Annotated in this window: 17 protein-coding genes and 1 tRNA gene; 9 read left to right on the top strand and 9 right to left on the bottom strand. The window is 62.9% G+C overall.

Annotated features, from left to right (window positions below; all coding sequences use genetic code 11):
* Positions 1 to 74: 74 nt before the first annotated feature.
* The gene (locus MSIL_RS01675) at positions 75 to 482 is read right to left on the bottom strand and encodes a GFA family protein (RefSeq protein WP_041367464.1); all 408 of its coding nucleotides are present in this window, start codon (positions 480 to 482) and stop codon (positions 75 to 77) included.
* 319 nt (positions 483 to 801) lie between these two features.
* On the opposite strand from MSIL_RS01675, the gene rpmB reads away from it, so the two are divergent.
* On the top strand, positions 802 to 1092 hold the full coding sequence (gene rpmB / locus MSIL_RS01670) for a 50S ribosomal protein L28 (protein WP_012589374.1): 291 nt from the start codon (positions 802 to 804) through the stop codon (positions 1090 to 1092).
* Positions 1093 to 1147: 55 nt separating this feature from the next.
* On the opposite strand, the gene MSIL_RS01665 is transcribed toward rpmB, so the two are convergent.
* A complete protein-coding gene (locus MSIL_RS01665) occupies positions 1148 to 1939 on the bottom strand; it encodes a M48 family metallopeptidase (protein WP_012589373.1) in 792 nt (263 codons plus the stop codon).
* A gap of 62 nt (positions 1940 to 2001) precedes the next feature.
* Positions 2002 to 3285, bottom strand: coding sequence for a polyhydroxyalkanoate depolymerase (locus tag MSIL_RS01660; RefSeq protein WP_012589372.1), 1284 nt, complete (start codon positions 3283 to 3285; stop codon positions 2002 to 2004).
* A gap of 375 nt (positions 3286 to 3660) precedes the next feature.
* Here MSIL_RS01660 and MSIL_RS01655 point away from each other — a divergent pair, with 375 nt between their 5' ends.
* From MSIL_RS01655 to MSIL_RS01645, 3 genes are all read left to right on the top strand, one after another.
* On the top strand, positions 3661 to 4995 hold the full coding sequence (locus MSIL_RS01655; protein WP_012589371.1) for an ActS/PrrB/RegB family redox-sensitive histidine kinase: 1335 nt from the start codon (positions 3661 to 3663) through the stop codon (positions 4993 to 4995).
* Between the two features lie 310 nt (positions 4996 to 5305).
* Entirely contained in the window at positions 5306 to 5842 is a 537-nt protein-coding gene (locus tag MSIL_RS01650; RefSeq protein WP_187148722.1) for an ActR/PrrA/RegA family redox response regulator transcription factor, read from the top strand.
* Positions 5843 to 5956: 114 nt separating this feature from the next.
* Positions 5957 to 6032, top strand: a tRNA-Ile gene (locus MSIL_RS01645).
* Between the two features lie 81 nt (positions 6033 to 6113).
* Here MSIL_RS01645 and MSIL_RS01640 read toward each other — a convergent pair.
* Positions 6114 to 6440 carry a BolA family protein gene (locus MSIL_RS01640; RefSeq protein ID WP_012589369.1) on the bottom strand — a complete coding sequence of 109 codons (327 nt, stop codon included), beginning with the start codon at positions 6438 to 6440 and terminating at the stop codon, positions 6114 to 6116.
* A 112-nt stretch (positions 6441 to 6552) separates the two neighbouring features.
* On the opposite strand from MSIL_RS01640, the gene MSIL_RS01635 reads away from it, so the two are divergent.
* The 3 genes from MSIL_RS01635 (at position 6553) to cobT (ending at position 10248) form a co-directional block, all read left to right on the top strand.
* Positions 6553 to 7152: a J domain-containing protein gene (locus MSIL_RS01635; RefSeq protein WP_012589368.1), complete on the top strand. Its 600-nt coding sequence runs from the start codon at positions 6553 to 6555 to the stop codon at positions 7150 to 7152.
* Between the two features lie 79 nt (positions 7153 to 7231).
* Positions 7232 to 8230, top strand: coding sequence for a cobaltochelatase subunit CobS (gene cobS, locus MSIL_RS01630; protein WP_012589367.1), 999 nt, complete (start codon positions 7232 to 7234; stop codon positions 8228 to 8230).
* Positions 8231 to 8313: 83 nt separating this feature from the next.
* A complete protein-coding gene (gene cobT / locus MSIL_RS01625; RefSeq protein WP_012589366.1) occupies positions 8314 to 10248 on the top strand; it encodes a cobaltochelatase subunit CobT in 1935 nt (644 codons plus the stop codon).
* Between the two features lies 1 nt (position 10249).
* Here the strand turns inward: cobT and MSIL_RS01620 are convergent, their stop codons facing one another.
* The 3 genes from MSIL_RS01620 to secB form a co-directional block, all read right to left on the bottom strand.
* Entirely contained in the window at positions 10250 to 10585 is a 336-nt protein-coding gene (locus MSIL_RS01620) for a HepT-like ribonuclease domain-containing protein (RefSeq protein WP_244406197.1), read from the bottom strand.
* A gap of 26 nt (positions 10586 to 10611) precedes the next feature.
* Positions 10612 to 10905 carry a nucleotidyltransferase family protein gene (locus MSIL_RS01615; RefSeq protein ID WP_012589364.1) on the bottom strand — a complete coding sequence of 98 codons (294 nt, stop codon included), beginning with the start codon at positions 10903 to 10905 and terminating at the stop codon, positions 10612 to 10614.
* A gap of 67 nt (positions 10906 to 10972) precedes the next feature.
* Positions 10973 to 11458, bottom strand: coding sequence for a protein-export chaperone SecB (secB, locus tag MSIL_RS01610; protein WP_012589363.1), 486 nt, complete (start codon positions 11456 to 11458; stop codon positions 10973 to 10975).
* A gap of 219 nt (positions 11459 to 11677) precedes the next feature.
* Between secB and MSIL_RS01605 the strand changes: the two genes are divergently transcribed.
* Both MSIL_RS01605 and MSIL_RS01600 read left to right on the top strand, forming a co-directional pair.
* Positions 11678 to 12310: a thiamine phosphate synthase gene (locus MSIL_RS01605; RefSeq protein ID WP_012589362.1), complete on the top strand. Its 633-nt coding sequence runs from the start codon at positions 11678 to 11680 to the stop codon at positions 12308 to 12310.
* A gap of 1 nt (position 12311) precedes the next feature.
* A complete protein-coding gene (locus MSIL_RS01600) occupies positions 12312 to 13280 on the top strand; it encodes a tetratricopeptide repeat protein (RefSeq protein ID WP_012589361.1) in 969 nt (322 codons plus the stop codon).
* Between the two features lie 6 nt (positions 13281 to 13286).
* On the opposite strand, the gene MSIL_RS01595 is transcribed toward MSIL_RS01600, so the two are convergent.
* On the bottom strand, positions 13287 to 13991 hold the full coding sequence (locus MSIL_RS01595) for an RluA family pseudouridine synthase (RefSeq protein WP_012589360.1): 705 nt from the start codon (positions 13989 to 13991) through the stop codon (positions 13287 to 13289).
* 2 nt (positions 13992 to 13993) lie between these two features.
* Positions 13994 to 14980: a magnesium transporter CorA family protein gene (locus MSIL_RS01590; protein WP_012589359.1), complete on the bottom strand. Its 987-nt coding sequence runs from the start codon at positions 14978 to 14980 to the stop codon at positions 13994 to 13996.
* Between the last annotated feature and the right edge of the window lie 50 nt (positions 14981 to 15030).

Below are 15030 nucleotides of genomic sequence, written 5' to 3'. Positions count from 1 at the left end.
ATTTCGGCTCTCGCCTTCTTTGCGTTCGCTGAAAGCTGGGCGACGCTCATCGCAGGCGGTCATTCCGGAGCAACTCATCGGCCGATGATGCGAGCGTCCTGCACATAGTCGAAGCCGCCCTTGCCCGGCCAGGCTCGTCCGTCAGGATAGCGCAATTCAATTCCGGCGAGATCCTTCTCATCCGCTAGGCGCATATTGACGCCCATCTGAACGTTGCCAAACTTCGATATAGCGCTCGCGGTCAGAATAAAGTGGGTCGTTGAACCACAATTTGGACAGAACTGGATTTCTGCAGCCGGGTCATCCTTATCTCCTCGGCTATATCCCTTCGTCGCTCCTTCGATCCCGACTTCCGAGGGATGGAAATAGGCCCAGCGGGCGCCCGATTTACTGCAAAGCATGCAGTTGCACTCGTTGATGAAGTCCGGTCGCTTTGGGACGTCGATGCGGACTTGGCCGCAGAGGCAGGTGAGCTTCAGCATTCCCGTGTCATAGCTGGAAAGCCGCATGCCCGATAGCAGCCGTTCAGTCCCCCCAAATGACGAAATTCAAACGGAGACGCTACCACCTTTTTCGCTCAGCCTTGACGCGGCGCGGCGCGTGGCCTATGTCCTGCGACTTCACATGCCGCATGAGAGTGCATTCGCGATTCACAGGATCGCCGCTGTGCATTGATGCTTGGTTGCAACGCATTTTCTTCACGCAGAAGTCTGCAACTTTTGCGGAAAATGCTTTAGTCGGGATGAAGCCGCCCTTTTGGGTCGCGGGCCTGGCGCGTTTGAGATTGAAGAGGAAGTTGAGATGTCCCGCCGCTGCGATTTGACCGGCAAAGCCGTACAGACCGGCAATCTGGTCAGCCATTCGAACCACAAGACGCGGACGCGGTTTCTGCCCAACCTCTGCAATGTCACGCTGATTTCCGATGTGCTGCAGCGCAAGGTCCGTTTTCGCGTGGCGGTCGCTGCGCTGCGCTCGGTCGAGCATCGCGGCGGACTCGACGCCTTTCTCGCCAAGGCGGACGATGCAGAGCTGTCGCTCGGCGCGCGCGCGATCAAGCGCGAGATTTTGAAGAAGCAGGCCGCCGCTTCCTGATTTTTGGCCCGGCTGCCGCCCCACCTTCCTATCTGCGGAATTCGCGTCGCCCGGCTTATGGCCGGGCGTTTTGCGTTTGCGCGCCAAAGCGCAGCAAGCCGGCCCCGTTGCGGCGCAGCCAGGCCTCGGCCGCCGCCACCTCCGGATAAAGCCGTTCGACGACGGCCCAGAACGCGTCCGAATGATTCATATGGACGAGATGGGCGACCTCATGCGCGGCGAGATAATCCAATACGAAAGGCGGCGGCAGGATCAGCCGCCAGGAAAAATTGAGCGCGCCCGAGGATGAGCACGACCCCCATCGGCTGGTGGTGTCGCGCAGCGTTATCCGTCGAACCTTGACGCCGAGCCGGGCGGCGTGCCGCGCGACGCAAGCCTCGAGATCGCGCCGCGCCTCCCTGACCAGAAAATCCCGCACCCGGCGCGCCGCAAACGCGGCCTCGCCGCCAACGAGCAGGAGGGGCTCGTCCCCCGCCTGCGCCGGCGGCGCCGCGGCGACCGCCCCTGCCCCGCGCGGCGGCGGCTGCAAGACGATGCGGTGGGAAACGCCGCGGAGCGGAATTAATGATCCGGGCTCAAAGGGGATCGCCTCGGGAAGCCGCCTCAGCCTTGCGCCGACCCAAGGCGCATGCCGCTCGGCGAAAGCGCGCGCGTCCTTGACGCTGGCGCGCGCGGGAACCGTTAGCACGACATCGCGGGCGCCGGCGCGCACTCTCAAGGTAAAGCGCCGCGCCGCGCCGGAGCGGCGCAGAAAAATCCGGTAAATCTCGCCGTCGTGAGCGACGTCGATAAAGGACCGCTCCCCGGCGGGAGGCGCTTCCCTGAGAAAGAGCGAGCGCAGCGACATGGCGGCCAGTTTAGCGGCGCGCCTGTTGAGTCGCTATCGCCAATTGCGGGCGCAAAGCCGGATCAGACGCCGACCAGCGACAAATTGCGGGCGGATTTTCCGGCGCCGTGGAAGTCGAGAATGCGCGGCACGATCTGGTTGCGAAAACGCGATCCGTTGAAGACGCCGTAATGACCGACCTTCTCCTGCAGATAATCGGTCTGCATCGCGGCGGGCAGATTGAAACAGAGGTCATGCGCCGCGAGCGTCTGGCCCGCGCCGGAAATATCATCGTTCTCGCCTTCGACCGTCATCAGCGCCACGCGGCGGACGGCGGAAAAATCGACGACGCGGCCGCGGTGAACCATCTCGCCCTTGGGCAGGGAGTGCTTGACGAAAACAGTATCGACCGTTTGCAGGTAGAATTCGGCGGTGAGGTCCATAACGGACAGATATTCGTCATAGAATTCGCGGTGCTTTTCGGCCGAATCGCCGTCGCCCTCGACGAGATGGCTGAACAATTCGAGATGGGCGCTGACATGGCGATCGATATTCATGCCCATGAAGCCGGCGAGCTGCAGGAAGCCTGGATAGACCTCGCGGCCGGCGCCGCGGTAGCCGAGCGGCACGGCGCTGATGCAATTGCGCTTGAACCAGGCGCTGCCGCGCTCTTGAGCCAGCAGATTGACTTTCGTCGGACTGCGCCGGGTGTCGATTGGGCCGCCCATCAGGGTCATGGAAGCGGGAATATGCGGGCTGTCTTCGCCCTCCATCAGCGCGACCGCGGCAAAGAGCGGCACGGCGGGCTGACACACGCCGAGCGTATGCAGCGGCAGCCCATCGTTTTCCCGGCTGAGCAAGGCGCAGATGGAAATGAGATAGTCGATATAATCGTCGAGGTCGAAGCGGCCGGCCGACAGCGGCAGCGTCTTGGCGTCGAGCCAATCCGTTATATAGACATCATAGAAAGGCAGGAACGCCTCGACCGTGCCGCGAAGCAGAGTGGCATGATGGCCGGACATCGGGGCGACGATCAAAAGCTTGGACTGCGGCGTTGCGAGGCGCTTTTCGAATTGGCGCTCGAAATGGAGCAGCCGGCAAAAGGCGCTTTCCCAAACGACTTTCTCGACAATCGGGACGCGGTCGCCGTCGACAAGGATGCTGGCGAGGCCAAATCCCGGCTTGCTGTAGCGGCGCGTCATACGTTCGAAAAGCTCGACCGTCGCCACCATGTTCTTGCCAAGATGGGTATAGGAGAAAAGGTTCGCGGGGCTCTTCAGCCACAGCTGGGCCATGTCCGACATCGCCCGGGCCGGGGCGAGGGCGAAGTGTGAGATTTCATGCAGCTCGTAAGTGAATGGAGGCATCTTTGCACTCTTTTCGGCCCTTTGGGCGGAAGTCAGCTGCTAAAGTTTCTTCCCGCGATCGTGGATTTCTATTGGCGAAATTCCGTCCTATAATGCAGCATATTTAAGCATAATGGCGTCGAATTGAATGAGTTGCATGTCTTTTCGCGACCAAGTGACAGAATTCACACTTTTTCGTCTCGCGGGCGTTGCATTAAAGTTAAGCTCGCGCCGGCAGGATAACGGCAAATCCGCATCCGCGTTCCGAGAAATGAACGGCTAATACATGAGCACTAGGCGCGCCCGAACCGCTGCAAATTTATCCATGGCGGCGATCGTCGAAGCGGGGCAAGACCCATCTGGATCGCGCGCGCGATCCTCCTTGCAGGCGCCGCAATGAGCAGTCTGCTGAACATCGATTTTCGCCGCCGCACCCGGCGCCTGCACGTCGACACGCTGGTCAGACTCCGCTGGCTCGCGCTCTGCGGACAGGCGGCCGCGGTTCTGTTTACGGAGCTTGTGCTCGAGTTTCCGCTGCCGCTGGTGCCCTGCCTGCTGATCATCGCCATTTCAGCCGTGCTGAACGTCGCGCTGCGGGTCCGGTATGGGCGCGTCGACCTCCTGAACGAAAAGCCGGCGGCGGTGATTCTCGCCTATGACATTCTGCAGCTGACAGCGCTGCTCTATTTGACGGGAGGCATCGAGAACCCTTTTTCCATGCTGTTTCTTGCGCCGATCATGGTGTCGGCGGTGTCGCTATCCGGCTGGACGACATTTGCCCTGACCCTGCTGACGATCGGGGCGGCAAGCGTTCTGACCTTCCATCACTATCCTTTCCCCTGGTACCGGGGCGAAACCTTGACCCTGCCCTTCATCTTTTCGGCCGGCGCCTGGACCGCGCATGTCGTCAGCGCGATCTTTATCGCGATTTATGCGTCACAGGTGGCGCTGGAATCGAGCAAGCTGGCGGACGCCCTGTCGGCGACGGAGCTGGTGCTCGCCCGAGAGCAGCATCTGACTCAGCTCGACGGCCTCGCCGCTGCCGCGGCGCACGAACTCGGCACCCCGCTCGCGACCATCACGCTTGTCGCCAAGGATCTCGAACGACAGCTCCCTCAAGACGGGCCGATCCGGGAGGACGTCGCCCTCCTCGCCCAAGAGGTCGCGCGCTGCCGCACGATTCTCGGCAAGCTCGCATCGCTCGGCAATGATGACGGCAATGTCCTTGATGAGATGACGGTCACCGTGATGATTGAGGAGGTCGTCGCCCCGCAGCGCGATTTTGGCGTGAAAATCGCCATCACTCAGGCCGGGTCGGGACGCAAGCCGGTCATGCGGCGCAACCCCGCCATTCTCTATGGGCTTGGCAATCTCATCGAAAACGCGATCGATTTCGCCAGCAACGAAGTGCGCATCGACGCCAGCTGGGATTTGAGCCGGGTGAAGCTCGTTATCGAAGACGACGGTCCGGGGTTCTCGCCGGAGGTTTTGAGCCGCGCGGGAGCGCCCTATGTCACGACCAAAACCGACCGCCGCCTGAAATCCGACGACGGCTCCGGGCTCGGCCTTGGCCTGTTCATTGCAAAAACATTGCTGGAGCGCTCCGGGGCGACGGTGTTGACCGGCAATGTCCCGGCTCCTGCGACGGGAGCGCGGATTATCGTCGAGTGGAAACGCGCAGCCTTCGAGCGCGGCGTCAAAATTCCCGCGCCCGCGAAAGTGGCGTCCTAGAGACCGATCACGCCAATAGGCTCGCTGAACCGCATATCTCTTTGTTAGAACGGATTTTTATCGCATAGGGCTGCATCTTTGGTAAGAAATGCTCTAGAGATGGCGGGTGAACTCCCCCGCATCCCACGTCCGGTGGAAATCGCGGTTGAATGGGGCTAGTCTGCCGCAGCATTCGGCGCCCTGACCGAACAGACGATGCCTCGCATGGCTGGAGCGGCCTCCGGCGGTTGAGAAAATCGAGATTATGATGACAGATGGACCTCCTGACGCGATCCCAGGAGAAAGCTTGAGCGACGATCAAGCCGAGACGATGGCCGAGGGGCAGGATCGCTCCCTGTTGATCGTCGACGACGATAAGCCGTTTTTGTCGCGCCTGACGCGGACGATGGAGAGTCGCGGCTTTAGCGTCAGATGCGCCGAATCGGTGGCCGAAGGCCTTGAGGCGATCGCGCAGAGCCCTCCCGCTTTTGCGGTGATCGACATGCGGCTCGGCGACGGCAACGGCCTCGACGTGATCGCCGAATTGAAGGCGAAGCGGCCCGACGCGCGCGGGGTGATCCTCACCGGCTACGGCAATATCGTCACCGCAGTCACGGCGGTGAAATTCGGCGCATTCGATTATCTCGCCAAGCCCGCCGACGCCGACGAGATCTATCATGCGCTGATGGCGGTCCAGCACGACAAGGCCGAATTGCCGGAAAATCCGATGTCGGCCGACCGGGTCCGCTGGGAGCATATTCAGCGCGTCTACGAATTATGCGGCCGCAATGTTTCCGAAACCGCCCGCCGCCTCAACATGCACCGGCGGACGCTGCAGCGAATTCTCGCCAAGCGCGCGCCGCGATAGCCCGCTCGCCGAGGCTCGCCGCGGCCATTGCTTCAGAACGCAAAAAAGGTGTAATGCCGCTTCCCCGGCGCAAGCCGGGGACCGAAACGCCCTCGCCGCTCATGCGGCCGCGCGGGGCCGGTAGCTCAATGGTTAGAGCCGGCCGCTCATAACGGTCTGGTTGCAGGTTCGAGTCCTGCCCGGCCCACCAGCATGTCAAAAGCGCTGAAGCTTTTTGTCCGTCTTGGCGGCCTTGCGCCCGAGGACGCCTGGCTGCGGAGACGCCGGCAACTTATTCGCCGGGCGCCTTCGCCTCGATCGCCAGCGCATGCACGCCGGCGTCGAGCTCTTGCGACAATGCGGCGTTGATGGCGCGGTGACGGTCGATCCGGCTCTTGCCGGAGAAGGATTTCGAGACCACTTTGACTTTAAAATGGGTTTCGCCGACTTGATCGGCGCGGCCGGGGCGGGTCGCCACATGCGCGTGGCTGGCGTGTTTTTGTGACTCGTCGATAATTTCGATCGTCTCGGGCGCGAAGGCCGCCTCGAGCTTCGCGCGGATCGCAGCCGCGACGGGCGCTTGCGCTCCAGCCGCGCTCGCCTCTATGTGATTGCTCATTCCATGCTCCTGCGCCGCGCAAGCCAGCCCGGCCTTGTCAAGTGGATCAGCAATCTTTTTACCTCGCTCCCGCGCTTGCGGCCACCCCAAAGACCTCCATAATGCCAAGGTCATGAATTTGAACTCTCGCATCTTCGATCGAATCCGGGTCAAACGTGAGCCGAAGGCGGCGGTCCAGCCGAACCAGCCGCGCTGCGACTATCCCGGCTGCTCCGAGCCTGGCGGCCATCGCGCGCCGATGGGTCGGCTGCGCGAGGGCCAGTATTTTTCCTTTTGCCTCGATCACGTCCGGGAATACAATGCGACCTATAATTATTTCAACGGGATGAGCGCGGAAGACGTCGCCCTTTACCAGCGCGATGCGCTGGTCGGCCATCGCCCAACCTGGTCGATGGGATCAATGCGCGGCGAAAAGGGATTTCGCGAGGACGCGGAGCCCGCCGGACCCGACGCGCTTGGAGTGACCTCTCCGCGCAGTTACCGGCGCGCCGCGGCGGAACCTTCAAAGCCGCGTCTTGGTTTGGCCGCCGTGCGCGCGCTCGACACGCTGGGCCTTGACGCCACCGCCGACGCGGCCGCGGTAAAGACCCGCTTCAAGGATCTGGTCAAGCGTTTGCATCCCGACGCCAACAGCGGCGACCGTTCGAATGAGGACAGGCTGCGTGAGATCATTCGCGCCTATAAATATCTGAAATCGGTGCGATGCGGCTAAGTCCGGCGACGAATATCAAGCGGTTCAGCGATGAGGGCCGCCCACAGGGGCGAGCCAGCGCCATCGCTACGGAGGGGGAATGCAAAGCGTAAGACTCGACGAGGGCGCCATTACGGGCCTTCCGGACATGAAGATCTCCGTGCGTCAGGTGTTCGGCATCGACACCGACATGGAGGCGCCTGCCTATTCGGCGAGCGATCCGCATGTGCCAGACCTCGATCCCGATTATCTGTTCGATCGCGACACCACGCTCGCCATTCTCGCCGGCTTCGCGCGCAACCGCCGCGTCATGGTCACCGGCTATCACGGCACCGGCAAATCGACCCATATCGAACAGGTCGCCGCGCGGCTCAACTGGCCCTGCGTGCGCATCAATCTCGACAGCCATGTCTCGCGCGTCGATCTCGTCGGAAAGGACGCCATCGTTCTGAAGGACGGCCAGCAGATCACCGAATTTCGCGACGGCATCCTGCCCTGGGCGCTGCAGAACAATATCGCGCTCTGCTTCGACGAATATGACGCCGGCCGTCCCGACGTCATGTTCGTGATCCAGCGCGTGCTCGAAGTGTCCGGGCGCCTGACGCTGCTCGACCAAAGCCGCGTGATCCGGCCGCATCCCGCCTTCCGTCTGTTCTCGACGACGAACACGATCGGGCTCGGCGACACCTCCGGCCTCTATCACGGCACGCAGCAGATCAATCAGGGCCAGATGGACCGCTGGTCGATCGTGGCGACGCTCAACTATCTGCCGCACGACAAGGAGGTCGAGATCGTTCTCGCCAAGGTGAAGCGGTTTCAGGCCACCAAGGAAACCCGCGACCAGATCGGCAAGATGGTCCGGGTCGCCGATCTGACTCGCAACGCCTTCATCTCCGGCGATCTCTCGACGGTGATGAGTCCGCGCACGGTCATCACCTGGGCTGAGAACGCGGAGATTTTCGGCGACATCGGCTTCGCGTTCCGGCTGACCTTCATCAACAAATGCGACGAACTCGAGCGCGCGCTGGTCGCCGAATTCTATCAGCGCTGCTTCGGCAAGGAGCTGCCGGAAAGCGCGATCAATGTGGTTATGACCTGAGAGCTTTCTGAGGTCCGCCCCGAACCCTTGCGCCGATGCGCGCGGACCCGCGCGTCCGGCGCAGGATGATCCGCTGGAGTCGCATGCCCGCCTCGAACCAGAAGCCGCCCGCCAAGACCCAGGCGCCGCAGGAGCCGTTCAAGCGGGCCGTCGCCGCCTGCATGCGCGCCATGGCGAAGACGCCGGAGCTTGAGGTCGTCTTCGCGCCCGAACGTCCGAGCCTCATCAAGACAGGATCGGTCGCCAAAGCCCGCCTGCCCGAGCCGTCGCGAAAGATCGACGCCCATGAGACGGCGATCTTGCGCGGACACGCCGATTCGCTGGCGTTGCGCCTTGCCTGCCACAATGCCGAAACGCACCGGCGGCTGTCGCCGCAGGTCTCCGGGGCGAGAGCCGCCTTCGACGCCGTCGAGCAGGCGCGCGTCGAGGCGATCGGCTCGCGCCGCATGGAGGGCGTCGGCGACAATATCGACGCCATGCTGGACGATCGGTTTCAGCGCGCCCGCTATCCCGACATCGCGACGCGCGCCGACGCGCCGATCGAGGATGCGCTGGCGATGATCGTGCGCGAACGCCTGACCGGCCGGAACCCGCCCAAAGGCGGCCAGCGCATCGTCGACCTCTGGAGGCCCTTCATCGAGGAAAAGGCGGGCGTCGACCTCGACCGGCTGCGCACGACGATCGAGGACCAGCGCGCCTTCGGCCAATCGGTGCATAAGCTTCTGACTTCGCTCGAAATGCTCGACGAAGGCAGCCTCGACGACAATTCTGAGGACGATGAGAACAGCACCGACGACGTCGACGAGGGCGACGCCGAGGTTGAGGCCGCGGAAGGCGAAAAGGACGATTCGGGCGAATCGCGCGAGATCGAAAAGAGCGAGGCCGCCGCCGACGCGACCGATGAAAATGAGGCGGATGCGGCCGACGCGCCGACCGGCGAGTTCGAGGAAGAGGCCGATTTTTCCGAGTCCGAGCAGGCGGCCGATCCGCGCCGGCCGCCGACGCCGGGCCGCGCCGAACAGCGCGGCTCCGACTATAAGGCCTTCACCAAACGATTCGACGAGATCATCGCCGCCGAGGATTTATGCGATCCGGAGGAGCTCGAGCGCCTGCGCGCCTATCTCGACAAACAGTTGCAGAACCTCTCCTCCGTCGTCTCGCGGCTCGCCAACCGGCTGCAGCGCCGCCTGATGGCGCAGCAGAGCCGGTCCTGGGAGTTCGACCTCGAAGAAGGCATGCTCGACCCGGCGCGTCTCTCCCGGGTCATCATCGATCCGCAGCAGCCGCTGTCGTTCAAGAGTGAGAAGGACACGGATTTTCGCGACACCGTCGTCAGCCTGCTGATCGACAATTCCGGATCGATGCGCGGGCGCCCCATCACCGTCGCCGCCACCTGCGCCGATATTCTGGCCCGCACGCTGGAGCGCTGCGGCGTCAAAGTGGAAATTCTGGGATTCACGACAAGAGCGTGGAAGGGCGGCCAGTCGCGCGAAGCCTGGCTGCAGGCGAACAAGCCCGCCGCGCCGGGGCGGCTCAACGATCTGCGCCACATTATCTATAAGTCGGCCGACGCGCCGTGGCGCCGTTCGCGCAAACATCTCGGACTGATGATGCGCGAAGGGCTGCTCAAGGAAAACATCGACGGCGAGGCGCTCGACTGGGCCTATCGCCGCCTGATGGCGCGGCCGGAGCAGCGCCGCATCCTGATGATGATCTCGGACGGCGCGCCGGTCGATGATTCAACGCTATCGGTCAATCCCGGCAATTATCTGGAAAAGCATCTGCGCCATGTGATCGAGACGATCGAGACGCGCTCGCCCGTTGAGCTCATTGCGATCGGCATCGGCCATGACGTGACGCGCTATTACCGCCGCGCCGTGACGATCGTCGACGCGGAGGAGCTTGGCGGCGCGATGACGGAAAAGCTCGCCGAACTGTTCAGCGAAACCGGGGCGCCGGAGCGCGGCGCCGGCCGCAAGAGCGCGTCGTCGCGGCCGGCGCAGCCGCATTTGCATTAGACTAATCGCGACGTTCGCTTTTTTCTTCCGCCTTTAGTTCTTCGCGGCAGACTCTCTCCAAAATCGGAAGATCGGCTTGCGCCAGCTTCCACATGATCGGCGCGGCAATGCTTTCATAATCATGGCGCAGGACGTTGCCGATGCCAGCGACCTTCTGCCAGGGGATTTCCGGGTGGCGCGCTTTCAGCTCATCCGTCAGGCGGCGGCTGGCCTCGGAAACAATCTCGACCCCGCGCTCGACGAGCCATCGCCGTCGCCAATCAGCCGCGAACTCATCGATAGACACGTCCCTCAGTTCGGCGCGAATCCGTTCGATGGCCTCGATGATGTCGCTCAAGGGAGGAATGAGCGAACGCACTGCCACTAGAATACCCGGATGGCTGTTTCTTCGATTTGCCGCCGCAGGGTTCTGTGCAGGCTATCGCGCGTCATGATGTCAGTCTTCCTGCCGAGGATGCGGGCGGCGAAGGCCTTCACATCCATCAGTTCGAAGAGGCCGAGCTGTCCCTTTTCATAATCGAAGAACAGGTCGACGTCGGACTCATCGTCCGCATCGCCCCGCGCGGTCGAGCCAAACATATAGAGACGCTCGACGCCGAGCCGCCGTAAATCGGCTTCGTGTCGCTTTAAGCGGGTAACGGCCTCCTCGCGATCCATTTATCGCACCCTAGCACCGAACGATCCGCGCTGCTTTGCTCTAATGGACGGATGGGAACCACCGCCCTTAGGCGACCGTCGGCGCCTGCTCATTGGCTGCGACCTGGCTCATGCGCTGGCGATACAGCGCCGCGAAGTCGATCGGATCGATGTAAAGCGGCGGGAAGCCGCCGCTGCGCACTGCATCGGCAATGATCTGCCGCGCGAACGGAAAAAGAAGCCGCGGGCATTCGATCATGATCACCGGATGCGCGTCCGATTGCGGAATATTGATCAGGCGGAACAGCCCGGCATAGTCGAGCTCGAATTTGAACAGCGTGTCGGCGTCGGTTTTCGCCGAGCCTTCGAGCAGGATGTTCACCTCGAAATCATTCTCGGCGACCTGCTTGGCATTCACGTTGACCTGGATCTGGATGTTCGGCGGCTTGTCCTGAGGGCCGAGCGAGCGCGGCGCGTTGGGATTCTCGAACGAGAAGTCCTTGGTATATTGCACCATCGCATTGATCGCGGGGGCCGCGTCGACTTCAGCCCCGGTTCCGTTTCCATTAGCCATAATTTATGTTCTCCCGCGGCTGCGGGTAGCACGGAAGCAAAGCCCAAACAAGCGTCCCGCATTTGTCATCGTCGTCAGATGGAATGCGGATTTCCCGGTCCCGAAACGCTGCGTCTTTGAACGGCTCGATCGCCCCTTCAAGAAAAATTGGAGAGGTTTGGCCGGCGAATATGGGCTAGAAGCTGGCGACTCCTGCTTTTCTGCAACGCGATAACCGCCATGCCCGATGATGCGCCGCGCCTGTTTCTGATCACGCCCCGGATTTCCGAGGCGGATTCTTTCGCGCCGCAGCTCGCCGCCGCGCTGAGCGTCTGCGACGTCGCCTGCGTGCTGCTGCGGACGCAAACCCGCGATCCGGGCGACGCCAAGAAAATCATCAAGATTCTCGCCCCGATTGCGCAGCAGCGCGACGTCGCCGTTCTTGTCGAGGGCGACCCGCAGCTTGCCGTTCGCGCCGGCGCCGACGGCTGCCATGTCGAGGCCGGCGCCGAGGCGCTGCAGGGCGCCCTTTCCAGCCTGAAGCCCGATCGGATCGTCGGCGCCGGGGCGCTGCAAAGCCGTGACGAGGCGATGAGCGCCGGCGAAACCGGCGTCGATTATCTGATGTTCGGCGGCCCCGATCATCCGCAGCCGCACGAATTCGTGCTCGAGCGCGTCGCCTGGTGGGCCGAGATCTTCAACATACCCTGCGTCGCCTATGCGCAAACGCTGGGCGAGGCCGCTGATTTCGCCGAAGCGGGGGCCGATTTCATCGCGCTCGCCGACGCTGTTTTCGCCGACCCCCGCGGCCCAACGGCGGCGGTGGCGGACGTCGCGGCCATCCTGGCGACGATCCGTGAAAAGGCGCGCTGATTTGCGAGGCGCGTGCGCTGTCCTTGCTGCGGGAGTCGCCGCCGCCTTGATTTGCGGCGCGAAACCGGGGCCTGCCCAGACGCTTGATCCAGCGCGAGCGCCGGCGGAGGCGCCCTCTCCAGCCAAGGCGGATGACGCGCCGGATCTCGCCTTCGGCGCCTATCAGCGCGGCTATTACGGAACAGCGCTCGCCGAGGCGATGAGGCGCATCTCAGCCAACCCCCAGGACGCCGCGGCGATGACGCTGCTCGGCGAGCTTTATGCGCAAGGTCTTGCCGTGCGCCGCGATCCGACCGAGGCCAACCGGTGGTACAAGCTCGCGAGCGACCGCGGCGACCGCCAAGCCAGTTTCAAACTCGGCCTCGCCAAGCTCACGGGAGACGGGACGCCGAAGGATCGCGCCGGCGCCGCGGCGCTGTTCAAGGCGGCGGCGGAGAAGGGCCACCCCGGCGCGATGTATAATCTCGGCGTCCTCGCGATCGACGGCAACGGCGTCGTGTCCGACTTTTCCGGCGCCGCCAAATATTTCGAAACTGCCGCCAATCTCGGCGATGGCGACGCCGCTTATGCGCTTGGGATTCTTTATCGCAACGGCTCCGGCGTCGAAAAAAGCGACGAACGCGCGGCCTATTGGATCGCCCGCGCCGCAAAGGCCGACAATGTTCCCGGCGAAATCGAATATGGCATCATGCTGTTCAACGGCGTTGGCGTCGCCAAGGACGAGACGGCGGGGGCAAAGCAGTTTCTCAAGGCGGCGGCGCGCGACAATCCCGTGGCGCAGAACCGGATCGCCCGCATCCTCGCCGCCGGCCGGGGCTTGCCGAAAGATCCGGTCGAGGCGATGAAATGGCATCTTCTCGCCCGCTCGGCCGGGATCAAGGACGCCTGGCTCGACAGCGAAATGGCGAAGCTCTCGCCGAAGGACAAAGAGGCCGTTCAGACCGCCGTCCGGCAATATGTCGGGCGGTGAGGCCCGCTATCCGAATTCGGCTCCCGCCATGCCGCAGCTTTCAAGCGCTGCGCGAAAAGACTCCGGGATCGGCGCTTCGACGCGCACAGCGTCCTTGTTCTTATAGAGCGGGATCTCGATTTTTTGCGCGTGGAGCTGCAGCGGGATCGCGCCGCCTTCGCCGTAGATCGGATCGCCAAGGATCGAAAAGCCCATCGCCGCGCAATGCACGCGAAGCTGATGCGTGCGCCCTGTGAGCGGCGTCAGCGCGAGCAGCGTGTGGGCCGGGCCCTTGGCAAGGATGCGCCAGCGCGTTTGCGAGGACTGCCCGGCGGGATCGACTTTCATCCACCAGCCCCGGGTCTCGTCGCGGCGCCCGAGCGGAAGGTCGATCAGCCCCTCCTCCGCGCCGGGGCGTCCGTTGACGATGGAGACATAGGTCTTGCCGATCTTGCCCTGCTTGAACAAAAGCCCGAGTTTTTCGAGCGCCTTGTGATGCCGGCCGAGCACGAGACAGCCGGAGGTGTCGCGATCGAGCCGGTGAGCCAACGCCGGACTGCGCGGCAGGCCGAAACGCAGCCAGTGGAAGGCGGCCTCGAGATTGGCTCCGCCCTTCGGCCCGCGATGAACGGCTACGCCGGCCGGTTTATCGATCACGAGCATCAGGCCATCGCGATACAGCAGCCTGGCGTTAAGCTCCGCCTCCGAGAGGGGCGACGGAGCTTCGTCCAAATTCACCACCAGCCGCGCTTCTTAAACCAGAGAAAGGGAATGAGGGCGCTGATCAAGATCACCGCCAGGCCATAGGCATAGCCAAAGGACCAGTCGAGCTCTGGCATGTTCTTGAAATTCATGCCGTAAATGCCGGCGAACAGGGTCGGCGGGATGCCGACGACAGACACGATGGTCAGGATTCTGAAAATGTTGTTCTGTTCGATGTTGGTAAAGCCGAGCGTCGCATCGAGCAGGAACTGGATTTTGTCCGTCTGGCGCGTCTCATATTCGTTGAGCGAGCTGATATCTCGGCCAAGGCTTTTGATCTTGGCGCGCTGATCGGCGCCAAGATAGTCCGCCGCCTCGCTCGTCACAAAGGGCAGCATCCGCGACATGCCGAGCAGCACGTCGCTGATCTTCGACGCCAAATCGCCGAACCGGCCGACATGCGTCAGCTGACGCCGCAAATCGCTGCTTGCCTGTTCCGGTCCGCGCGACTCGTGAACGGCGCTGGTCCCGAACACCGACTGGGACAGGATCTCGAGTTCGGCGTTGATCTTCTCGAGTTCGTCGGCGGCGCGGTCGATGATCGCCTCGAGAAGCGTGATGAAAGCGCCGGGGCCATCCCCCGCCCGGCCGTTCTCGACGAGGGCGGCGTATTGGAGATCCTCGCAAGCCTTGATCTGCTTGTATCGGATCGTCAGCATATGATCCTTGCACAGGACGAAGCCAAGCGGCGATGTCTGCGGCTGACCGCTCGCCGCGCGCACGATCATCGGCATGCTCATGAAGAGATGATCCTTGTCGCGGTAAAGTCGGCTTGACGTCTCGATTTCGGAAAGCCGTTCGAGGGTCGGCACCACGATCTTCAGGGTGCGTTCGAGATAGGCCACTTCCCTTTGATCGGGCCGGAATGCGTCGATCCAATTGACCCCGCTGGGCAGGACGGAGGAGTCAAGATCGGCCTCGATCTTCCCCTTGGCGACGGTCGAATGAAGGATCAGCATGAGCCCTGCCTTAAGAGATAATCAGGCGAACGCGCCAGCCTTCCCGACTA

The sequence above is a fragment of the Methylocella silvestris BL2 genome (assembly GCF_000021745.1).
GTDB lineage: Bacteria > Pseudomonadota > Alphaproteobacteria > Rhizobiales > Beijerinckiaceae > Methylocapsa > Methylocapsa silvestris.
Note: the sequence above shows the minus strand (reverse complement) of the source record. Positions and strands in the feature narration are given on the sequence as shown.